General features: G+C 64.5%; 23 protein-coding genes. 2 read left to right on the top strand and 21 right to left on the bottom strand.

Going from position 1 to position 21,368, the window contains the following annotated elements:
• The first annotated feature begins 56 nt into the window (after positions 1 to 56).
• Entirely contained in the window at positions 57 to 1,913 is a 1,857-nt protein-coding gene (locus FY036_RS19900; RefSeq protein ID WP_148916507.1) for a feruloyl-CoA synthase, read from the top strand.
• Between the two features lie 7 nt (positions 1,914 to 1,920).
• On the opposite strand, the gene FY036_RS19895 is transcribed toward FY036_RS19900, so the two are convergent.
• Positions 1,921 to 2,406, bottom strand: a complete 486-nt coding sequence (locus tag FY036_RS19895; RefSeq protein ID WP_235897728.1) for a MarR family winged helix-turn-helix transcriptional regulator — start codon at positions 2,404 to 2,406, stop codon at positions 1,921 to 1,923.
• A gap of 210 nt (positions 2,407 to 2,616) precedes the next feature.
• Here FY036_RS19895 and FY036_RS19890 point away from each other — a divergent pair, with 210 nt between their 5' ends.
• Positions 2,617 to 3,429, top strand: a complete 813-nt coding sequence (locus tag FY036_RS19890) for a crotonase/enoyl-CoA hydratase family protein (RefSeq protein ID WP_235897727.1) — start codon at positions 2,617 to 2,619, stop codon at positions 3,427 to 3,429.
• A gap of 3 nt (positions 3,430 to 3,432) precedes the next feature.
• Here the strand turns inward: FY036_RS19890 and FY036_RS19885 are convergent, their stop codons facing one another.
• The 20 genes from FY036_RS19885 to fliF all read right to left on the bottom strand — a co-directional run bounded on the left by FY036_RS19885 (position 3,433) and on the right by fliF (position 21,327).
• Positions 3,433 to 3,918, bottom strand: coding sequence for a hypothetical protein (locus tag FY036_RS19885; protein ID WP_148916506.1), 486 nt, complete (start codon positions 3,916 to 3,918; stop codon positions 3,433 to 3,435).
• On the bottom strand, positions 3,915 to 4,331 hold the full coding sequence (locus FY036_RS19880; protein ID WP_148916505.1) for a hypothetical protein: 417 nt from the start codon (positions 4,329 to 4,331) through the stop codon (positions 3,915 to 3,917). Before FY036_RS19880 ends, FY036_RS19885 begins: the two co-directional genes overlap by 4 nt.
• A 30-nt stretch (positions 4,332 to 4,361) precedes the next feature.
• On the bottom strand, positions 4,362 to 4,907 hold the full coding sequence (locus FY036_RS19875) for a rod-binding protein (RefSeq protein ID WP_148916504.1): 546 nt from the start codon (positions 4,905 to 4,907) through the stop codon (positions 4,362 to 4,364).
• A gap of 65 nt (positions 4,908 to 4,972) precedes the next feature.
• Positions 4,973 to 5,359 carry a hypothetical protein gene (locus FY036_RS19870; RefSeq protein WP_148916503.1) on the bottom strand — a complete coding sequence of 129 codons (387 nt, stop codon included), beginning with the start codon at positions 5,357 to 5,359 and terminating at the stop codon, positions 4,973 to 4,975.
• 1 nt (position 5,360) lies between these two features.
• Positions 5,361 to 6,122: a flagellar biosynthetic protein FliR gene (gene fliR, locus FY036_RS19865; protein WP_148916502.1), complete on the bottom strand. Its 762-nt coding sequence runs from the start codon at positions 6,120 to 6,122 to the stop codon at positions 5,361 to 5,363.
• 11 nt (positions 6,123 to 6,133) lie between these two features.
• Positions 6,134 to 8,221, bottom strand: a complete 2,088-nt coding sequence (gene flhA, locus FY036_RS19855; protein WP_148916501.1) for a flagellar biosynthesis protein FlhA — start codon at positions 8,219 to 8,221, stop codon at positions 6,134 to 6,136.
• A gap of 135 nt (positions 8,222 to 8,356) precedes the next feature.
• Complete coding sequence (gene fliQ, locus FY036_RS19850; protein ID WP_148916500.1) at positions 8,357 to 8,623, bottom strand: flagellar biosynthesis protein FliQ; 267 nt, start codon at positions 8,621 to 8,623, stop codon at positions 8,357 to 8,359.
• Complete coding sequence (gene flgD, locus FY036_RS19845; RefSeq protein WP_148916499.1) at positions 8,620 to 9,078, bottom strand: flagellar hook assembly protein FlgD; 459 nt, start codon at positions 9,076 to 9,078, stop codon at positions 8,620 to 8,622. Before flgD ends, fliQ begins: the two co-directional genes overlap by 4 nt.
• A gap of 5 nt (positions 9,079 to 9,083) precedes the next feature.
• Positions 9,084 to 9,518, bottom strand: a complete 435-nt coding sequence (flbT, locus tag FY036_RS19840; protein ID WP_148916498.1) for a flagellar biosynthesis repressor FlbT — start codon at positions 9,516 to 9,518, stop codon at positions 9,084 to 9,086.
• Entirely contained in the window at positions 9,515 to 9,862 is a 348-nt protein-coding gene (flaF, locus tag FY036_RS19835) for a flagellar biosynthesis regulator FlaF (protein WP_148916497.1), read from the bottom strand. The genes flbT and flaF overlap by 4 nt, the downstream gene beginning before the upstream one ends.
• 46 nt (positions 9,863 to 9,908) lie before the next feature.
• Positions 9,909 to 10,952, bottom strand: a complete 1,044-nt coding sequence (locus tag FY036_RS19830) for a flagellar hook-associated family protein (RefSeq protein ID WP_148916496.1) — start codon at positions 10,950 to 10,952, stop codon at positions 9,909 to 9,911.
• Positions 10,953 to 10,956: 4 nt separating this feature from the next.
• The gene (gene flgK, locus FY036_RS19825) at positions 10,957 to 12,405 is read right to left on the bottom strand and encodes a flagellar hook-associated protein FlgK (protein WP_148916495.1); all 1,449 of its coding nucleotides are present in this window, start codon (positions 12,403 to 12,405) and stop codon (positions 10,957 to 10,959) included.
• 31 nt (positions 12,406 to 12,436) lie between these two features.
• Complete coding sequence (locus tag FY036_RS19820; RefSeq protein ID WP_148916494.1) at positions 12,437 to 13,726, bottom strand: flagellar hook protein FlgE; 1,290 nt, start codon at positions 13,724 to 13,726, stop codon at positions 12,437 to 12,439.
• Positions 13,727 to 13,866: 140 nt separating this feature from the next.
• Positions 13,867 to 14,535 (bottom strand): response regulator transcription factor, encoded by a 669-nt coding sequence (locus FY036_RS19815; RefSeq protein WP_148916493.1) that lies wholly within the window; start codon positions 14,533 to 14,535, stop codon positions 13,867 to 13,869.
• Positions 14,536 to 14,682: 147 nt separating this feature from the next.
• Positions 14,683 to 15,255, bottom strand: coding sequence for a lytic transglycosylase domain-containing protein (locus FY036_RS19810; protein ID WP_148916492.1), 573 nt, complete (start codon positions 15,253 to 15,255; stop codon positions 14,683 to 14,685).
• Complete coding sequence (locus FY036_RS19805) at positions 15,203 to 16,603, bottom strand: flagellar hook-length control protein FliK (protein ID WP_148916491.1); 1,401 nt, start codon at positions 16,601 to 16,603, stop codon at positions 15,203 to 15,205. Before FY036_RS19805 ends, FY036_RS19810 begins: the two co-directional genes overlap by 53 nt.
• Entirely contained in the window at positions 16,600 to 17,802 is a 1,203-nt protein-coding gene (locus FY036_RS19800; protein ID WP_148916490.1) for a chemotaxis protein MotC, read from the bottom strand. Before FY036_RS19800 ends, FY036_RS19805 begins: the two co-directional genes overlap by 4 nt.
• Positions 17,799 to 19,037 carry a MotB family protein gene (locus FY036_RS19795; RefSeq protein ID WP_148916489.1) on the bottom strand — a complete coding sequence of 413 codons (1,239 nt, stop codon included), beginning with the start codon at positions 19,035 to 19,037 and terminating at the stop codon, positions 17,799 to 17,801. The genes FY036_RS19800 and FY036_RS19795 overlap by 4 nt, the downstream gene beginning before the upstream one ends.
• Positions 19,034 to 19,687 (bottom strand): FliH/SctL family protein, encoded by a 654-nt coding sequence (locus tag FY036_RS19790; RefSeq protein WP_148916488.1) that lies wholly within the window; start codon positions 19,685 to 19,687, stop codon positions 19,034 to 19,036. Before FY036_RS19790 ends, FY036_RS19795 begins: the two co-directional genes overlap by 4 nt.
• Entirely contained in the window at positions 19,687 to 21,327 is a 1,641-nt protein-coding gene (fliF, locus tag FY036_RS19785; protein ID WP_148916487.1) for a flagellar basal-body MS-ring/collar protein FliF, read from the bottom strand. Before fliF ends, FY036_RS19790 begins: the two co-directional genes overlap by 1 nt.
• Between the last annotated feature and the right edge of the window lie 41 nt (positions 21,328 to 21,368).

The following is a 21,368-nucleotide window of genomic DNA, read 5'->3' as shown; positions in this document are numbered from 1 at the left end:
ATGCTTGATCCGTGTACCCGATATTGTTATGGTTGATAACAATAGGGAGGTTGCTGATGCCGATAGTGTCCGTTGCGGGCATGCGCCCGGTTCACATGGGCGAACTGGCGGTGGATGTCGAGCGGCGCGCTGACGGCGTCGTCGTCGTGCGTTCGCGTCAGCCGCTCGGCGACTATCCGCGCTCGATGATCGACTGCCTCGACCATTGGGCAGACGCCGCGCCCGACCGCACATTCCTTGCAGACCGTGGTCCCGACGGCCAATGGCGCAGATGCTCGTTCGCACAGGCGCGTGAAAAGGCGCGCGCCATCGCGCAATATGTGCTCGACCTCGGCCTCGGTGCGGAGCGTCCCGTGGCGATCCTTTCGGGCAACAGTCTGGAGCATGGCCTGCTGGCGCTGGGCTGCATGATGGCCGGGGTGCCGTTCGCGCCGATCTCTCCAGCCTATTCGCTGGTCTCCAGCGACCACGCAAAGCTGCGCCACGTCTTCTCGCTACTGAACCCGGGCATGGTCTTCGCTGCCGATGGCGGGGCTTTTGCGAAGGCGCTTGCTGCGGTGGCGACCCCGCAGATGAAGTTGGTCGTCGCGCGCGATCCGGTCGTCGGCATGGCCGCCGACAGTTTCGACGACATGCTGGCGACGAAGCCGACCGATGCGGTCGATGACGCCAACGCCGCCGTCGATGGCGATACGGTGGCGAAGTTCCTGTTCACCTCCGGCTCCACCGGCATGCCGAAGGCGGTCATCAACACGCAGCGTATGATGTGCTCCAACCAGATGATGATCGCGTCGGCGCTGGCGTTCCTGCGCGATGAGCCGCCGGTGATGGTCGACTGGCTGCCCTGGAACCACACCGCCGGTGGCAACCACAATTTCGGCATCGCGCTCTACAATGGCGGCACGCTCCATATCGACGACGGAGCGCCGACGCCTGCCGGCATCGCGAAAACGGTGCGCAATCTCGAGGAGGTGGCGCCTACCCTCTATTTCAACGTTCCCAAGGGCTACGAGATGCTGAGCGAGCATCTGGCCGCCAATGCCACCCTGCGCGACAATTTCTTTTCACGCGTCAAGCTGCTGCAATATGCCGGTGCCGGGCTTGCCCAGCATGTGTGGGATGCGCTGGAGCGTCTGGCGCGTGAGGCCGTCGGCGAGAAGATCATGATAATCACCGGCTACGGCTCGACCGAGACCGCGCCGTTCGCCTGCACCACGACATGGGCCGTCGAGCGGCCGGGCGAGGTGGGCCTGCCTGCGCCGGGGCTGGAACTGAAGCTCGTGCCCGACGGCCGAAAGCTGGAGGCGCGGCTGCGCGGCCCCAACATCACGCCAGGCTACTGGCGGCAACCCGACAAGACCACGGAGAGCTTCGACGAGGAGGGCTTCTACCGCATCGGCGACGCGCTGAAATTTGTCGACGAGAACGACCCGGCCAGGGGGTTTCTCTTCGATGGCCGCGTGTCGGAAGACTTCAAGCTTTCGACCGGAACATGGGTGAACATGGCGGCCGTGCGGGCCGGCGTGGTGCGTGCCTGCGCGCCGCTGGTGCGCGATGCGGTGCTGACCGGGCTCGACCGCAACCATATCGGCGCGCTGCTGTTCCTCGACGTGGATGCCGCCCGCAAAGCCGATGCGTCGCTGCATGCGGCCGGCGAGGCGGAACTCGCCGCGCATCCCGCAATCCGGCAGTCCATCGCGCAAGGTCTGGCGCGGCTGGCGGCACAGGCCACCGGCAGTTCCAATCGGGTAGCGGGTGCAATCATCCTCGACAGCCCCCCGGCGATCGACGCGCACGAGATCACCGACAAGGGCTCGATCAACCAGCGCGCCGTCATGGAAGCGCGCGCGGGTCTGGTGGAAGACCTCTATGCCGAACCCTTGCCGCCCCACGTCATCGCCATCAACCGATAGCGCGCCTTCAGCGCTCCGGGTCGTCGAGCAGTCGACCGAGCAGATCCAGCAGAGCGGCGCGCGCCTCGGGTCCGCCCAAGCGCTCGATCAGGCGCTCCTCGTGATTGCGCCAGACGCTGGTCATCTTGTCGACGAAGCGTGCGCCCTCCGGCGTCAGGTGAAGCGAATGCGAGCGCTTGTCGGTCGCGGCCTTTCGGCGTTCCGCAAGCCCGCGGCGCTCCAGCCCGTCCATGAGGGCTACGAAGTTCGCACGCTTGATGCCGAGTTGCTCGGCGATTTCGGTCTGCTTCTGGCCGGGCGTGCGGGCGATGATCGCCAGCACGGAGAACTCGGCCGGCCGCAGCTTCATCTTCGCGAAGCTTTCGATGAAATCCTGAAACACGAAGAGCTGTGCCCGCCGCAGCTTGTAGCCGACGATCTCGCCCATCTCGGGAATGCCGGCGGGCACGCCGGAGGTGTGGTTTCGTTTTTCGCCGTCCGTGCTGCCTGCCATGAGTCCTCGACGCGTCTCCTCACATGCTCGCGGCCGGAAAACGTTCCGGTTCGACGGATCGATGCGTTGCCGGCTCTCGAATCGCGGCTGCGTATCGCCATCCTATCGTGGCGGCAGATGGTTTTCACCCGTTTTGCCGATCCCCTCGACGGCGCCCTGCAAAACCGATATATTGTTATATGATGAAACAATTATGGGGCAGTGTCGAGCGTGAGTGACGCAAGCGGCAACAATGGCGGGGCAAAGCCGGTGGAGAGCGAAAACCCGGCGGTTCTGATCAGTATCGAGGGGTCAATCGCGCGGCTGGTTCTCAACCGGCCCGAAAAGCGCAATGCGGTCAACGATGCCATGTTGGACGGGCTGCGAAGCTTCTTCGGAGCGATTCCTGAAGGCGTGCGCGCAATCGTCATCAGCGGCGCGGGCGGCCATTTCTCCTCCGGGCTCGATCTTTCGGAACAGGTCGAGCGCGAGCCCGAACAGGTCATGCGCCATTCCCGCAACTGGCACCGGCTGACCGACATGATCCAGTTTTCCGGCGTGCCGGTGGTCGTCGCACTGACTGGCGCGGTCATGGGTGGCGGGCTTGAACTGGCCGCTGCCGCGCATGTGCGCGTGGCGGAGCGGTCCGCGATCTTCCGGCTGCCGGAAGGCAAGCGCGGCATCTTCGTGGGTGGCGGCGCGACGGTGCGCGTAGGGCGCATTCTGGGCCCGGACCGCATGACCGAGATGATGCTGACGGGGCGCAGCTACGACGGCGAGGAAGGCGTGCGGCTGGGGCTGGCGCATCATCTGGTCGAGGACGGCGAGGCCGTTGCCAGGGCTGGCGAACTGGCCGCCGAGGTGGCCGGCAACGCGTCCCTGGTCAACTATCTCATCATCCAGTCCATCGCGCGCATCGGCAGCATGTCGCACGAGGACGGGCTCTATACGGAAAGCCTGAGCGCCGCGCTGTCACAGACGGGCGCGGATGCGAAAGAAGGCCTCAAGGCCTTTCTGGAGAAGCGCAAGCCACGCTTCGAATAACGGTCAGTTTACGGCTGCCGCCGGCTGCGCCTTGCTGGAACCTGCCTCGTCCTTCGGCAGGAAATCGATCTGCTCGACGAGGACTTCGTGGATCAGCGGTTCGCCGAGCCGCTCGTTCACGCCCGCGCGGATGCTTTCGCGAAAGGCGTTGATGTCGAGGTCGTCGCGCTTGGTGAAGTCGATCTCCGGATTGGCGTAGAGATGCGTATAGACCTGGTCGGCAAGCAGCGCTTCGGCAGGCAGCTTCAGCGTTGCCAGCCTCTTGCCCTCGGCCGTAAAGACGAGCCGGGCGAGGAAATATCCGTAGACGCGGCCGTGATCGAAGACGGGCACCGAGATGATGCCCGTCTGCACATAGTCGAGCCCGTGGAACGCGGTGGGTTCCGCCTCCGCCGCTCCCTCGGGCTGCTGGGCCGACTGGAACGAGTACAGCATCGCGCCCGTCGTTGCGATGCTGATCCAGAGCGCAGCGACCATGAACTTTATCATGCAGGGCTATCCATCCTGCCGAACTCGCTCGCGGTGTAGGTGCCGTCGGCCTCGGCGCGCTGGATGGCCTCCTGCATCAGCGTGGCGACTTCCGTCACCGCGTTGAGGTGGGCGAGGATGGCCGCTTCGTTGGCCGTCAGCTTCTCGCGCAGCCTTATGATGTCGCTGCGATGCTCGTCGCCCAGCGTGATGTTGCCGAGGTTGGAGACCGCCCTGTTGAGCTCGTACAAATAGCGGCTCTTGCGAAGGTTGGATGCCTTGATGTCGAAGCGCACGTCGGTGCGGATCGACGCGGTCTCGGCGTCCACGGTTTCCTCGATGCGGCCGATGATGGCGGAGAGGTTCATGAGCGCCGCCCCGGCGCTTTCGCCGCTGGGGTGGGAAGGCTGCATGAAATCCGCGTTGTCTGGCATTGAGCTTTTCTCATCTGACTCTGACTGATGTTAGCGGCCGGTGGTCGGTGTGACGGCCGCACGGTCTTCGTTTAGGGATTGCGCCGTCCTGCGCTGGATTTCCTGAACGAGCGCGACGGACAACATTTCCTGCGCATCCCGTTCGGACAGGTCGGCCGCGGCATCATGCCGGGTAGGGTCGAGCGAAGCGTTTTCCTCCGCCTGATAGTGGTCGCGCAGGATGCGGTCGGCTATGCCGATTCCGCCCCGCGCAGCCATCGCATTTGCCAGCTGCTCGGCCAGCAGCGACTGCCACATCTCGCCCGCCATGCCTTGCCCGTAGACCGCCTCGGTCTCCTTGGGCAGCATGGTCTGGACGAAGGTCTGCAGCACGACGGCTTCGAATTTCCTGAAGGTTTCTGCAGTGGCGGAGCCCGACGGCGCGCCGGCCGGCGAGGGCGAACCCGCCGCTGAGAACTCGACCCCCGGTGCCTTGCCGGCAAACGAGGCGAGCTTTGCCCGGGCGGCTTCCGCGGCTGCCGGGTCGGCAGCGCGCACCACGTCCAGCACGATGTCGCCGGGGGTGGAAATCGCCAATGGCAGGGTCTCCCTAAATATTGATTTCGTTGGCGTGAATATGCAGCGACAAGCTTGTGGCAGGCTTACTTGAGATTAGTCAGCTTGCGTTCGACGTTCTCGAGCTGCTCTTTTTCAGCCGCGGCGCGTTCTTCTGCGGTCATCGCCTCACGCCATGCGCGCTCGGCGATGTTGGTGCGTGCTGTGGCCGTGGCCACGCGGTCGGCTTCCTGCCTGGCGCGGTCGGTCTCGCGGACCTCGCGGTCGATAGCCGCCACGATGCGGCGGTTGTAGAGGTCTGGAAACAGGCCCGGCAGCGGCGATGCCGCGTTGAGGGCATCCAGCATTTCGGCCGCTTCCTGCTTTGCGGTAGCGGCCTTCGACAGATGGGTAGCGTGACGGGTCTCGTGCAGCGCCTTGATCTGCTTCTGCAGCCTGACGAGCCGTTTGAGGCGGTCCGAGCGTTCGGCCATGTCAGCCTCCCAGGGTGGTCGGAATGAAGCCGTCGACGAACAGGCTGAGCATCATGCCGATGCCGAAATAAAGCAGCGTCAGGCACCCCACGATGATGAACGGCAGCGAGACGAAGTAGACGGGTATCTGCGGCGCCAGCTTGTTGACGAAGCCGATCGCGAGATTGAACAGGATCGCATAGGCGAGAAACGGGCTCGCCAGCCTCAGCGTGATGTAGAAGGATTGCGCCAGCGTATCCACGAGGTCGATCAGCGCAGACTGCGCGCCGAAGAAGCCCGAGACGGGCGCGACCTCGTAGGAGAGAACCAGCGCCTTGAATATCTCGTGGTGGAAATCAAAGATGAAAAGCACCATCAGCGCGCAGAGCGTGATGAGGGCGGCAAGGGGAGCCTGCGGCTCGTTTTCCTCGACCACCGTCCCGGCCATGCCGCCGAAGCCACCCGTCATGGCGATGGCTGATGCGGCGAACTGCAGAGCGAGCGTGTAGAATCGAGTCACGAGCCCTATCGTTGCGCCGATCAGAAGTTCCGATGCCACAAGCAGCACCATGCCGTCCGGCGTGCGGTCCAGATGCGGGATGATCGAGTCCCACAGATGCGCCAGCAGCGCCCATGTCACGGCGATGGCGACGAACAGCCTGACGTGCATGGCTACACGCATGCTCGACAGGCCGGGCATCAGCATGAAGCAGGCGCCGATGCGGCAGAAGGCCAGGAACGCCGCGAAGGCGATCGTTTCCAGATTGAGGCCGGCGGCAAACATCGGCCGTCACCTCAGGAAATGGAGCCGAGGACGCGTACTTCCACGCCGCGCGCGATCTCCACATGCGACAGCACGGGCAGCGTGGCGAACAGCCGTTCGATAATCATGCGGACGTAAGGCCGCGCGTCGGGCGAGGAAACGAGCACGAAACGCTCGCCGGCATCGAGATGCTGGCGCACCGCCTTCGATGCTTCGTTGCCGAATTCCTCCAGCAGCCGCGGGTCGATGTCGAACTCGCGGATCTCGCCCTTGGCGTCGCGCTTGAGCGCCTGATGGAAGGCGAGGTCCCAGCGATTGCCGAGGCGGAGCACTTTCAGCACGCCGCTTTCGGTCAGGTCGCCGCAAATCTGCTGCGCCATGCGAATGCGCACGTGCTCCACGATCTGCTCGGTGCGACGCACATGCGGCGCGATCTCCGCGATGGCCTCGATGATGAGGTGCAGGTTGCGGATCGAAACGCGCTCGGCCAGCAGCAGCTTCAGCACGGCCTGAAGGCCCGGATAGGAGATGTGCGAGGTGCAGACCTCGTCGATCAGCTTGCGGTATTCCTGGTCCTGCCGTTCGATCAGCGCCTTCATGTCCTTGTAGGAGAGGAGCTGCGGCAAGTTGTTGCGGATGACCTCGGAAAGGTGCGTCAGAAGCACGGACATGTTGTCGGCGAAGGTGAAGCGCTCGCGCTTCAGATCCTCGGAGAACATCTCGGACACGGAGTATGCGCGCATGCCGAAGGCGGGCTCGCGGACTTCCTCGCCGGGCACCTCCGGTAGCGGCCCGTTGCCGAGCAGCACCGTCACCTCGCCGACGCGCATCTGGTATTCGGCGACCACGGTGCCGTGGATCTTGATCTGGTAGCTCTTGGGCGGGATCGAGAAGTCGTCCGTGAGCCGGACCTCGGGCACCACGAAACCGTACTGTGTGGCGAACTTCTTGCGCATCTTGCCCATGCGGAACGCCAATTCCTGATGCGAGGTCAGAAGGCGCGTGGAAAGCTGCTTGCCGATGAGAAGCTCGATCTCGGCGGTCTTCAGCGACGACTTGATCGACTGCTTCTCTTCCTCGTCCTTGGCGTCCTTTGCCTGCTGTTCCACGGCCTGCAGGGCGGCTGCCTGCTTCTTGCGCTGCTGAGGGATAACGTAGGCGATGGTGGCCAGGCAAAGCGCCAGCGCCATGAACGGGAATGCCGGCAGGCCCGGCATCAGGCCGATGGCGAACATCAGCAGCGCCGAGACCGACAGAGCGCGCGGGTATGCACCGAGCTGGCCGAAGACCGCCTCGTCCGTTGCGCCGCGCGTGCCGCCCTTCGAGACGACGAGGCCGGCCGACAGCGAGACGATCAGTGCGGGGATCTGAGTCGCCAGACCGTCGCCCACCGACAGCTTGACGAAGACGTCGGAGGATTCCGCCATGCTCATGCCATGGCGGGTGTAGCCGATGGCGATGCCGCCGATGATGTTGATGGCGGTGATGATGAGGCCGGCGATGGCGTCGCCGCGCACGAATTTCGACGCACCGTCCATCGAGCCGAAGAAGGAGCTTTCCTCTTCCAGCTCGCGGCGGCGGCGCTGTGCTTCCTTGTCGTCGATCACGCCTGCCGAAAGGTCGGCGTCGATTGACATCTGCTTGCCGGGAATGGCGTCGAGAGTGAAGCGCGCGCCGACTTCCGCGATACGCGTAGCGCCCTTGGTGATGACGATGAAGTTCACCGTGATGAGGATGAGGAACACGATCAGGCCGATGACGAAGTCGCCGGCCATCACGAGGTTCGAGAAGCCGCCGATGACGTAGCCTGCGGCGTTCGTGCCTTCGTTGCCGTGCGACAGGATCGCCCGCGTCGTGGCGATGGACAATGCCAGGCGCAGCATCGTGACGATGAGCAGGATCGTCGGGAATGAGGTGAAGTCGAGCGGCCGCTGCATCCACAGCGCGACCATCAGGATCAGCACCGAAACGGCGATCGAGAGTGCCAGCCCGAAGTCGATGAGGAACGGCGGGATCGGCAGGAACAGGATCGACAGGATCGTGATGACGCCGATCGCCAGCGCTACGTCGCGGCCATAGTTCCGCGTTGCTGGAAGTGAGACGCTTTCGCTGAGTGCCATGCCTGCCGACCGTATACCGATTCACGGGCGCGCGAACGCACGCCTGCGGCCGAGACTAGGAGGTCAAGCTTGCGCGAAAATGTGGTTGGCGGCAGCGACGGTCTTTTGCCGCGGAGCAGGAAGGTGGAGCGCCGCTCAGAAGCCGGTTTCGATGCGCTGGAACATCACGTTGGTGAAGCTTGCGATCTGCGCGCCGACGAAGGGAGCCGAGATCGCCACGGCCAGCAGGATCGAGACGATCTTGGGCACGAATGTGAGGGTGATTTCCTGAACCTGCGTGAGCGCCTGGATGAAGGCGATGCCGACGCCGACGAACATCGCCACGGCCACGGCCGGGCCTGACGCGGTCAGGACGGTCCAGACCGCGTATTGTGCGATGTCGAGCGCGTCGGCTTCGTTCATGCGGTCTCTTCGCCTCCGGTCTCGTCGTCACCGGGCGTCTGTTCGGGCGGCGGCGTGAAGTCGGCATCGCGAATGATCACGCCGGGCGTGATCGCCAGCTTGGTGCCATCCTCCAGCACGGCGACGATGCCGTCCGAATATATCTCGACCTGGCGGACCACGCCACTGATCTCGCCGTCCATGCTTTCGACATGCCTGCCGATAAGCCCGGTCGCCTGCGCCATCGAGGACGCTTGCAGCATCTCGGTCAGCTTGTTGTTGATCTGCACCGACTGCTCGACCTGCGAGAACGTCGCCAGCTGCGCGACGTAGTCGGTCGAATCCATCGGGGCGGTCGGGTCCTGGTTCTGCATCTGGGCTACCAGCAGGCGCAGGAATGCCTGGTAGTCGACCGATTGCGGCGTGCCGGTCGCGTTCTGCGTATTCAGGCTGCCGGTGATCGCGGAAACGTTCATGTGTGCTACTCCGCTGCGGTGAGTGTGATGGGCGCCGGCATGTCGCCTTCGGCGGCGAGGATGCTGGCTTCCAGAGGATAGAGGGCACGCAGCGCCTTGAGCGCTTCGTAGACATGGCCTTCGCTGACGAGCTGGTCGATATGCTTTAGCGACGCAAGGATCTGGTCGTTGGAGAAGCACGACAGCATCAGCGGCAGCGACTTGCGCAACATGTCGCGCGCGTCGGTCGCGCCGTCCGGGTTCATCAGGATGATCTGGATGATGAAATAGAGCTGACGCAGCGGCGTCTTGGCGTCCTCCGGCTGGAGCACGTGTCCCTCCAGCAGGAACTGGACGTCGTTGAGGAACTCCAGGGAGACCTTGCGGTCGGTCTTGATGACCGCGCCGTTGACGTAGATCTTTTCGTTCGCCTTCAGCGTGATTTTCAGCGTGTTCTTCATTGAATGCCGTCGCGGATGATCTGCGACACCTCGATGAGACCTTCGAAATTGTCGGAATGTCCCTGGCGGACCTCCTCGGCCTCGCGCAGCAGCCACAGGCCGATGGAGATGAGGTTGGCGCGCAGTTCCTGCGGCAGCTCGTTGTCCTCGCTGCCGAGATCCTCGACGAAGGTCGTCCAGACGCGGTTGAGGAAGTAGATCGCGCGGATCGCCTCGTTGGACCGCGTACCCTTCTCCCGTGCGGCGATCAGAAGATCGATGGAGCGCGACAGCAGCTGCCTTTCGCGGTCCTTTGCATCCGCCACGGAGTCGGTCTGCACTTCGGCGTAGGAGAATTGATACATGCGGTTTCCGTTTTGTCTGTCTGGGTCTGCGTCTGGGCCGGCGTTACTACAGGTATCGGAGAAGACTGAGCTGCTGCATCCTTGCGGTAAGCGAGTATGAAATCTCGATCTGGGCGAGAAGCCCGGTTACCTTGGTCGAGGCCTCGTATCCGTCCACGCCTTCCAGATCGAGCAGGCTGGTGGTGAAGATGTCGATCTGCATCGACATCCGCTCGTTGGCCTTCTCGATCCGCTGCTGGGTGATGCCGGTGCTGCCTTCCTGGTTGGCGAGGTCGTTGACGGCCGAGCCGAGCAGGTCGAGCCCGCGCGCCAGGATGGCCGAGCGGCCAGCCTGGCTCATCGAATCGTCGAACGCCGCCGAGACGATGGCGGCAGCCATCGCAAGCTTGCGGAAACCGGGGATGTTGGCCGAAACCGAGGTCTGCGCCGTTTCCGTCAGCGTGATGCGCGAGGTGATCTGCTGGTCGGTGGCGTTGGACCAGTCGGCCCAGCCGGCGCCGAAAAAGAGCGGGTCCGCGACGTTGTCGAGGAAGTCGTTCATCTCCGCTTCGGTGATCGCGGCCGCTGCCGGGTCACCGGCAGGGAAGCCGAAATGCGTGGTAAAGGCGTTGTCGAACGCGACGCGGTTTGGCGAGGTCGGGTCGAGGAAGTCGTTGAACGGCTGAACGTCGGTGTTGATACCGGCAAAGAGATGCTCGCCATTGAGGTTGGCGTTGAGCACCGAGGTCATCTGGCCAAGCACCTGGTCGGCCTGCTGCTTGACGATCGCCGGGTCGGACGCGCCCGACACCGCGGTGGTCAGCGTGGCGATCAGGTCGCTGGCCGACTCGCGCAGCTGGCGCATGCCGATCTGGGTCGAATCCAGCCGCGACGCGGCAAGCTGGTTGGTATCGGTAATGCCCTTGAGCCGGTCGATCTCGCGGTAGAGCGAAACCGACACGCCGGTGCGTGCGCCCAGCGCCAGACCGACATCGGCGACACGCAGGGTCGCAACTTCCTTCTGTGCCACCACCAGGTCAGCCTGCATGCGCGACATCTGATAGCGTATGGCCTGCGAAATGGCCTGGGATGAAACGAAGGAAACTTTCATCGGTCTATCTCACCACATTCAGCAGAGTCTTGAGCATCTCGTCGATGATCTGCATCATCTTGGCCGACGCGGCGTAGGAGCGCTCAAGTTCGAGCATCAGGGCGATTTCCTCGTCTTCGTTGACGCTCGTCAGGTTTGAAAGGGCCTCGGCGGTGCGGATCATCAACGCACCCTTGGTCTCGGCAGCGCCATTGGCCGTCTTGCGTGCATCCTCGAGCCAGCTGATGCTTGCCGTCGCGTAGTTCAGAAGCCCGCTGCTAACGGTCGTCCCATCGACGGTCACGAAATCGACCGGCGCATCGAGCGCGTTGACGAAGCCTAGGAGCAGCCCGTTGAAGCTGCCATGGTTGTTCGGGTTGACGTCGAAATTGATGCCGTCGCGCAGCAGTTCCGGGTTGCCCCCCTGCTGCGGATCGACGAGCGCATTGAGCGTGATGAGACCCGCAAGCCCGTTTATCAGCGTGCCGTCGGCCGGCATGGCCGGCGCGCCCGGCCACGTGAAGAGGCCCGGCAGCGTGTCGTTCGGCGGGTTCGGATCGGTTTCCGAAAACGCCTTGATCAGGCCGCGCGCGACCTCGTCGAGCTGTGCCTGCATTCCGGTAGCGTAGCTATCGCGCATCTGCAGCATGGCCGCGAGCGAACCCGACGCGCTGGTGTTGGCGCCGGTCGCCTTGAAGATCGGCACGCCGTCCACGGTGATCCGGTTGCCGACGGTGGCTGCGCCGTATGCAGCAGTCGGTTCGAAACCGACGTGACGGGGAATGGTCTCGAACAGCGTGGTGCCGTCCGCCGTCACGATCATCAGGTCGTTGTTGGCGCGGCCGATGGTGGAGATCGGCACGTATTCCGAGATCTTCTTGAGGAGCGCGTCGCGGCGGTCGAGATCGTCGAGAATATCGCGGCCGGAATTGGTGCCCTTGATGACGGCGTCGTTGACCGTCTTGAAGTCTGACAGAAGCTGGTTGAGCTCGCCGACCGCCGTGCCGATCTGGCCGTCCATGTCGGTGCGGAACGCCTGGACCGCGTTGGTGCCCTGGTTGAGGGTGCCCAGGACCTGTCGCGCCATCTCCACGGCATTTTCACCCAGCGTCCGGTTGGACGGGGTCGAGGAATAGAGCTGCAGGGCTTCCTGCAACTGGCTTATCATCTTGGCGGGCGAGGTGGCGTTCTCGACGCCGTTGACGGATATGCTCAGCCGCTCGAGGCCGCTCATAACCGAACTCTGCGCCGTCCAGCCGGACAGCGCAGACAGGTTCTGCTGGAACAGCGCGGCATCGGTCGCGCGTCTTATCTCGATAAGCTTTGCGCCGGGCGCCAGGCTCGACAGCACGGCCGTGCGCCGCGCGTAGTCGTTGTTGTAGACATTGGCGATGTTGCGCGAAACGACCGAGGTCTGACGCTGGGTGTTCAGAAGCGAATTCTGCGCGATGTTTAATGCAGTCGAAAGTGACATCGTTTCCCTACTTCATACCCAGCGCCTTCACCTACCTCTTGAGGTTGACCAGAACGTCCATGAGATCGGACCCGGTCTGGAAGACCTTGGAGTTTGCGGTGTAATTGCGCTGCGACTCGATCATGTTCGTCAGCTCTTCGGCGATATCGACGTTCGAGTTCTCGACCGCGCCGGAGAGAATGTCGCCAAGGCCGCCGCCGCCGGCAAAGCCGATCTGGACGTTGCCGGATTCCAGCCCCGCCGAGAAAACGTTGCCCGGCTCGACACGCAGCATGTCGGGGCTCTGCACCGTTGCCAGCGCCAGCTTGTAGAGAGGCGTGCGCGCGCCATTGGCATATTCGGCGTACATCACGCCGTCCTTGGCGATGGAGATGCGCTCTACGGCGGAAGGCGAGTTGCCGTTCATCGTGGCAGTGCCGCGCGAGTAGCCGGTCGCCAGGTTGGTCATCTTCGAAAGATCGAGGTCGATGGCCTGTCCGTTCAGTCCCGTCAGGTCGATCGTCAGCGTGCTCATGCTTGCAGCGTCGAGCTTGCCGGTCGAGATGTCGAACTCAAGCGTTCCGGTCGCCAGCGCCGGGCCGCTGTAGGGGAACGACGATCCGGCGGTGCCGTCGGGCTGGTAGTAGACCGACATCTGCCATTCGCCGGTCGTCTGCTTGGCGAAGTAGATGTCCAGCAGAACCTCTTCGCCGACATTGTTGTAGGCGACGAGCGACGTCTTGATGACCGACCCGTCTTCCAGGCCCTCGTCGAGACCGACGGGGTTGGCGGGGTTGGTGGAGAGATCGACACCGGTCCAGTCGGGCGCGGCGTAGGGAAGGTTGGCTGCGAAGTTGCCGATGGTGGTCGGGGTTGCCTGCAGTTCCTGTCCCGAGATCTGCACGGGCACGAGGCCTGCAAAACCGTTGGCGACGGTGCTTGGGATGCCGTTCTCGTAGCTGTAGCCCATCAGCTGGAAGCCGGCGGCGTTGACGAGGCGGCCTTCACCGTCCGGCACGAAGGAGCCGGCGCGGGTGAGGAAGGGCTGGCCGTTGCTGTTCTGCACGACGAAGAAGCCGTTGCCATCGACGGCGAGGTCGGTTCCCGAGGTCGTGTACTGGATGGGGCCGGCCTGGGTGATCGAGTAGCGGACCTGGGTGGCGACGCCGCCTGAAATGTAGCTGGAGCCCGAATTGGGGATAATCATCGAGGAGAACTCGACGCTGGCCTTCTTGTAGCCATTGGTGCCGGAGTTGGCGATGTTGTCGGCCACGGTGCCGAGGCGGGTGGACTGTGCCGCCATGCCCGACACGCCGGTGCGCATCATTCCGTACAAGCTCATGTGAAAATTCTCCTCGAGATTCAGGCGCTGGGCACGAGGTTAGCGGCCCTGTCTTGCGTGAGGCTGGCTTGCGACGCGGTGCCGGTGGGCCAGAACGCAGATTTCGCCCGCATCGGATGGTGCGGGCGAACAGGGGAGCCTCACGTGACGAGCCGGTAGCCGAGGAAGCGCTTGGAATCGATCGGGTCGTAGCCCAGCTTCTCGCGGAGCTTCTTGCGCAGCTTGCTGATATGGCTTTCCACCACGTTCTCTTCGACCTCTTCGTCGAAGATGCCGTAGATCGCGTTGAAAACCTGGGTCTTCGTGACGCGGCGGCCGGCGTTGCTGGCAAGAAACTCCAGGATGCGACGCTCGCGGCGCGGCAGCGGCAGCGGCTCGCCGTCGATCTCCAGATCGCGACCATCCATGAAGATGCGCATCGCACCGAACTCGGAGTAGGGCTTGTCTTCCTGCACGCGGCGGCTGATCGCCGAGATGCGGGCCAGGATTTCGCGGATGTGCACCGGCTTGCGAATGACGTCATCGACGCCGGATTCGAACAGCCGCAGCGTGTTCTCCAGCGAATGCTGGTCCGACAGCGCGATCACCGGGGCCGAGGTGCGGTCCCTGATCTTGCGCGGGGATACGAACTCGCTGGAGCATTCGCCGATAAGGAATGCGCGAACCGCCTTGAGGTCGTCGTCAGCGGCTGTGGAAACCCACTCGCCGAAGTCGCTGGAGCCAAAGCCTGCACTCGCCACGCCTTCACGGCCGAAAAGCGAGTGGTATCCGTCTTTTACGAGCTCACGCTCGTCTACTATCACTATCATCGGCCGCCCCCCGAATCAGTTAATCCAAGTTGTGGATAAAGGGTTAACCGTTGGGGCGAATCATCGACAACCATCATTTCTTATAGATGGTTTTTTGGGAGTCTCCGGAGCCGACTCAGCGGGCACTCTTTTCAGTGGCGTTGGCAATCATGAGTTGCAGAACCCTCGGGCCTCGGGCGTCCATTGGCCGAAGCCGGTGGCGACCATATTGGCGATCACCCGGCAGACGTATCGCTTCTGCGCGGGGTCGTTGTTCGGGCCGGCGTGGTAGCGGGCGACGGCCATCGACCATGTGTCGTGCCGACGCTTGAGCTGCACCAGAAAGCGCGCTGCGTAATCGACATTGGTGCGCGGGTCGAGCATCTGCCGGACGCCGGAAAACTTCTCGGCGTGATAGTGATGGTTGATCTGCATGCAGCCCAGGTCGATGAGCTTGACGCCGTTTCGCCGGGCCGTCTCGAACTCGCGAACCGCCTCCTGCTGCGAACGTGCGAAGACGGCTCGCCCCTCGATGTTGAGCGCGTGGGGATGCAGGCTGCCCTTACGCCCGGTCTCCGTAAGTCCAACGGCATAAAGGATCCCGGCCGGTACGCCGTAGCGTTCGGCGGCGCGCAGGATTTCGGCCTCGCACGCGTTGCCGGCAGCGAGTGCCGGCGACGCAAGCGCGCTAGATATAGATGCCGCCGCCAGAACGTTCCGCAGCAGTTTCGCCCATGCCATGGCCCGTTCCCTCGTTCCCGTTTCCGGCTGCGCCGTTGCCGCGGCCGCGCGCATTGCGGTCACCCTGCTGCTGGTCCGAATGCAGCTGGTCGCGGCCGGCGGCCATGCCCTGACCCTGCTGCTGGTTGGACAGGTTGTTCTGCGGACCCTGCTGGATGGTGACCTTCTCGATGTCGTAGCCGATCGCGCGCAGCGCCTTGACGATGGAATCGCTGTCGGTGGTCAGCTTCTGGCGGGCCTCGGCCGACTCGACCTGCAACTCAACGGTAAGTTGTGTTCCGCTGGTCACCAGACGCGCCGTGACCATGCCGAGCTCGGCCGGATTGAGCTGGATGCGCAGGGAGTTGGACGCGGCGTGGGGCGGCGCGCCGTTCTGCTGGGTGGTCACAGCGGCTTCCCGAGCCATGGCGCGCCAGGCGCCGTCGCCCTCGATCGCGGAGACGAGGCCGGCTGCCGTGGCGCCCAGAAGCGGCATCGCGACCGGTGGTGCGGAGGCGGGCGTGGCGTTGAAGGAGACGACGTTGACGCGTGAGGAAAGCGCGTCGGGCATGGCCTGGAAGGAGCGCGAGCGGGCGTCGGAACGGGCGGAAACAGCCTCTCCGGGACGCACGAGCTGCATGAGATCGGCCTGCGTGGAGGACGGCTTCGGGGCGGCCTCGGCATCGGGCTGAGGGGCGTTTCGGGCGGTTGAGAACTGCGGCTGGGCGGGCGATTTCGGGTCGGCGCGACGGGCAGACGGCTGTTCGCCGGCCGGCCGCGCAGGCGCGGCCGTGGTGGCTGACGCGGCGACGAAAACCGAAGGATTTGAAGGGGTTAAGGTCGACGTAACAGGATTTGCGGGCCTGTTTTCGATAACATCAGACGGGACGGCCTGCTTCGCGGCCGCTTCCGGGGCCTCATTCGAGGCCGTTGCAGGGCCTGAAACGCTTGCTGGCCAAGGCTTTGACGGCGGCGCGGTGAGCGCGTCGATCAAGGCTATCGGATCATCCCCAGTAACTTTTTTCGGCTCGTCCGATCCAACCTCGGATGAAGGCTCGTCGTCAGGCATGGGAGCGACTGCCGGCAAACCCTCGGCATCGGCCGGAAGGGCGTCGGTCGTCCCGTCGTCCAGGGCGTCGACTTCTGCCCGTGGCGGCATGGCCATGGGCGAGGCGTAGGGGGCCGTCCGCCATGTCGCGCCGGCCGGTTTTTCACCTTCGCGCGCGTCTGCCGGCTTGCGCTTGTCAGCGCCCTTGTCGAGCGCTTCGGCGAAACGCTGGTCGGCTGCATCGGCGTTCTTGCCGCCACGTTCGCCGGACTTCGCATGCGTGCCGGAGACGGCATTCCCCATTGCGACGTTGGGCATCATCTTTCCGTTTCCTCGAGCAGTTTGTCGATGGCTTCGAGTTTCGAGCGGGCGGAAACCACGACTGCGTCGGTATCCGACGGTTCGTCCTGAAGGGCTGGTTCTTCTATGTCTTCGGCAGGCGGGCGTCTCGGCGGCATGGATGTGCGGGCCTCGACGGGGGCGACTACTTCAGCGGCGATCGTCTTTGCGGCCGTGAGCAGCGCGCGGTCACGCGCGTTCAGACCGGTCGGATCGAGATCCTTGAGGCGCGACAGCACCTCCTCGACCGTTTCCGACGTGACCGACGAGATGCTGGAATAAAGCTCGTTGCGCGGATCGCTGCCATCCGGCCGTTCGCGATCCTGCTCGCTGGTGTTGCGGGTGGCGAAGGCGAGAAGTTCGGCGTCGCCGTCGATCGCGGCGCGGCGGGCAAGGCGCAGATAGACCGTGCGGCCCTGCTCCTGCGTCATCCAGGCTATCGTCTGCTCGATGCGGTCGAGGTCGAGGTCCGACTGTTTCAGCGAGATGATGCCGGAGACGAAGGATTCGGCAAACTGGCTCGCATAGGGCGAGCGCAGGAAGCGGCGGGCATACTGCTCCGCGGCCGAGACGAACCGTTCGGTGTCGCCGGCGCTGGAGGCCAGCGTGATCGTGCGGCGCAGGGCCGCTTCCTCGACTAGAGTGCCGGGAGCGAGCAGGCGCGCGCGGTCGAGCAGGGCCACGCCGGTGGCCGCGTCCTCGCCGGCGACGACGGAGCCTTTCACCAATGAGAGAAAGGCGGCGAGCTCGGGGGTCTGGACGGTGGTGTCGATCGTGGCGAGCGCATTGCGGGCCTGCGCGACATCGCCGGTGAGGTAGCCGAGCACGCCGGCGCCCGCCGCACGGTCCGCCTCGTCGATGTCGATCCGCGCCAGCAGGTCGGCGATGGTGGCCGGGTTGCCGCCGCTCATCGCGTAGATCATCAGAGACTGGAAATTACGCCTGTCTTCGAAGTCTGCATCGACGGCCGCGCGATAACGCGCGTCGATCATCTCGAGCAGCTTGCGTTGCATCGGCAGGGCCGCATGGTCGCCGCCGGCGATCCGGTCCTGCACGAGCTGCAGCGACCGCACCATCTGGTAGGGTTGCAGGCCCGCGTCCTCGCCATGCGCCTGCGTGGAGGCAAACCCCAGCGCCATGAGCGCCATAGCACGCAGCCCGTTGCCGCGCCGCCTCGTCACCTGTCCACCTCCAGGAAGATCTCGATGCGGCGGTTGGCGTCGGCGAAGGGCTCTTCCGGTATCTTGAGCTGGCGGTCGGCAAAGCCGGCGACCTCGCCGATGCGGGCCTCGTCCATGCCGCCACGGACGAGCATGTAGTAGGCCGCGTGGGCGCGCGCGGTGGAAAGCCGCCAGTTGTCGTAGTCGGCGTTGCGGAACGGACGCCCATCGGTATGGCCGTTGATGCGGATCTTGCCGGTGTGCTGGGCAAGGGTGCGGCCGATATCTTCCATCGCCAGCACGAGCTGGCCCTGCGGCACGGCCGAGCCGACCTGGAACATGCCGTAGTTGAGCTCGTCGGTGACGGAGATCATGATGCCGTCTTCCTGCGGCACCACCGAAATCGTCCGGTTGAGCTCGGAGTCGCGACCGAAGGCGTCGAGGATTTCCTGCCTGATCTGCTCGGCTACCTGTGCGGTGCGAGGCTGAACGGCGGCTTCGGCAGGCACGACTTCCTCATTGAGAAGCTGTTCCTCATCGGCGGCCACGACGGCAGGCTCCACCATTTCCGCCATCTCGACGGGCGGGACGGTGGCTTCCTGCTGTTCGACAGCGGGCGCCGGGTCTTCCTGCGCGGTGCGGAACACGTCGAGCTCGGCGTCGTCGGAGGCTGCAACTTCCTGCGACCAGAAATCCGGCGCGAAAGGGTCGCGGTAGGATTCGCCGCCCTGTGCGCCGGTGGCGGGACCGGATGTCTGCGCGCCGCCGTCGCCCTTGGCAGACACGTTCTGGAGCGTGGCCGTCTGCGCGGCGATCTCCGCCAGCACCGCATAGGGGTCCGAGAACAGGTGCTGGTCTGACGTCTTGCGGTCGGCGTCGTGATCCAGCGAATTGGCATGTTGGGCGGGGCCGGAGCGGTCGTCCCAGCTTCCGGCAGATTCCTGTGCCGGCGGTTCGGTAAGGGTGTTCGAGCTGTTCTGCGCGCCGGAATCCTCGCCCGGATCGTCCAGCCCCTTGCTGCTGGGGGCGGAGTCCACCAGCGTCATCGGGTTGAAGTAGCTGGCGATGGCGGCCTTGGTGTCCTCGTTGGTGGCGTTGACCAGCCACATGACGAGGAAGAAGCACATCAGCGCGGTCATGAAGTCGGCGAACGCGATCTTCCAGACGCCGCCGTGGTGGCCTTCTTCGTGATCGCCGCCGCCGCGCTTGACGATGATGATCTCGCGTCTTGAGTCTTCGGCGTCGAAGGCACTCATGCCATTGCCTCCGCCAGCGCCGCAGACCACTCGGCAAGCCGGGTTTCAAACACGCTGTCATCTATAGTGACCGAAAGGTCGAAATTGACCGTCTCGGTGAAATCGAGCTGATTTTCGTATTGCGGCAGCTTTGCCTTCAGCGCTTCGTAGAGCGGAAGGCTGCCCCGCACGCGCAGGCGCACGGCCTCGTCGTCGTCCAGCGCGCCGCGGATCACGTCTGCAAGCCGCTGGATCGAGCGTTCGCGCACGTCGTCGCTCAGCACCACGCCAAGGATGCGGGCCGTGACCGCGCTGGTCAGTTCCACGACGCGGTTTTCCATCTCCTCGATGCCGGCGAGTATCTTCGCGCTGGCATCGTCGGCGAACTGGTTCTGGAACTCGGCAAGCTCCTCGGCATGGCGCTTGCGCTCGTTTTCCAGCGCCTCGGCGTGTTCCTGCTCCAGCTGCTCCCTCAACGCCGCCTCGGCGGCAGCGACAGCCTCGGCGACCAACGCGTCTGTATCGACGGGCTCCATGGCCGGGAAATCGGGGAAGGCCGGCAGGTCCATCTCCGGCATGCTGAAGCTCGGTGGCGCCGCAACCCGAACGGAATTCGGGCGCGTGGGCGCGCCGAAGTCCTTCAGGGCAGTGGCGAGCGAACGCGAAGGCATCAGGCCGCGGCCTCCTGGCCCGCCCATTTACGCAGGATCAGCGCGCTGCGTTCTTCATTGAGATCGACCATCTGGGCCAGCCTGTCCTGCGGCGCAGGCTTGATCTTGAAGCGGATGTCGTCGGCCATGTGGTCGGGGAAGGCGAAGCCTTCGCCGTCGCCGCCCATGACGTCGGGAAGCTGCATCGCGTCGAGCGGGTTGGGCAGCGAAAGCTGGATGTCGTCGAAGCTCATCGCATCGGCGCCGTCCTTCTTGGTGATGGCGGCCATCATCGGGCGCAGGCCGAACCACGACACGAGGAACACCACGATCACGAAGGCGAGCGCGTTTATCATCGTGCCAGTGTGGCGGCCGGCGGTTTCCAGCCAGCCAGGCGCGGCCATCTCGGTGCCGACCATGCTTTCGATGAACTGCACCGACGAGACGTTGATGACGTCGCCGCGCGCTTCATCGAAGCCGGTGGCGGAGGCGACCACGCCGCGGATTTCGGCGATGCGCTCCGAAAGCTGCTCGGGCGTCGCGTTCTCGCCGAGCACGGCTGCCAGACGCTCGCTGTTGACGACGACCGCGATCGACAGGCGTTCGACGCTGTAGCCGTTGCTGATGGTGGCGACGCGCTTGGAGTTCAGCTCGTAATTGGTGGTTTCCTCGCGGCGCTCGCGCTGTTCGGAAGAAGAGGGGCCTTCGCCGCCTTCGACGTTTTCTTCCGGCAGGTTCTGCTGCACCGTGGTGGGAGGCGCGGCTTGGCGCTGGTTTGCCTGGTCGTTGGCGCGCACGATCTGCACCGAACGCTCGACGCGCGACTCGGGATCGAAGATCGTCTCCTCGGTCTGGCGCGTATCCGTGTTGACGTCGGCCTTGACGCTGGTGCGGAAGTTCTCGTGGCCCAGATAGGGCGAGAGCGCGCGGCGGATGTTGTCCTCGATCTGCGTCTCGACGGTGCGCTCCACCGTCAGCGAGCGGGCGAAGCTGTTGTTGGCCGGATCGTCGCCGGCGGCGAGCAGGTCGCCCGAGGCGTCGAGCACCGTGACCTTGTCGGCATTGAGGCGCGGCACGGCAGCCGCGACGAGCTGGCGGATGGCCAGCGCGGCGCGCACGCCGTCCTCGCGGTCGGCGCGGATAACGACCGACGCGGTCGGGGCCTGCTCCTCGCGGCGGAAGCTGGCGCGCTCGGGCATGACGATGTGGACGCGGGCCGACTTGATGCCGGCGATGGACTGGATGGTGCGGGCGATCTCGCCTTCCAGCGCGCGCACGCGAGTCACTTCCTGCATGAAGGAGGTGAGGCCGAACGACCCGACATTGTCGAAAAGCTCATAACCGGCATTGGCGCTGGTGGGCAGGCCGCGCTCTGCAAGCAGCATGCGGGCGTGGCCGGTGCTGCCGACCGGGACCATGACGCTGGTGCCGTCGCTCGTCACGTCGTAGCGGATGCCGGCTTCTGCGAGCGCGATACCGATCTGGCCGACATCGGTACGGTCGAGGCCGACATAGAGTGTCTCGTATGACGGTCGGTTGAGATAGAGCGAAGCCGTGAGGATGACGGCGATCACCGCCGCTCCCACGCCGCCGAGCATGGCAAGGCGCTTGGGCCCAAAACTGCGAAGATTGTCGATGAGGGACTGGATCTGTTCAGGCACGGCTTCACGCTCCGGAATATCGGCCTTTGCAGAATAGGGAG

It is taken from the genome of Neoaquamicrobium microcysteis, from assembly GCF_008180155.1.
Lineage (GTDB): Bacteria > Pseudomonadota > Alphaproteobacteria > Rhizobiales > Rhizobiaceae > Aerobium > Aerobium microcysteis.
This window is presented reverse-complemented; position numbering and strand designations above follow the sequence as displayed.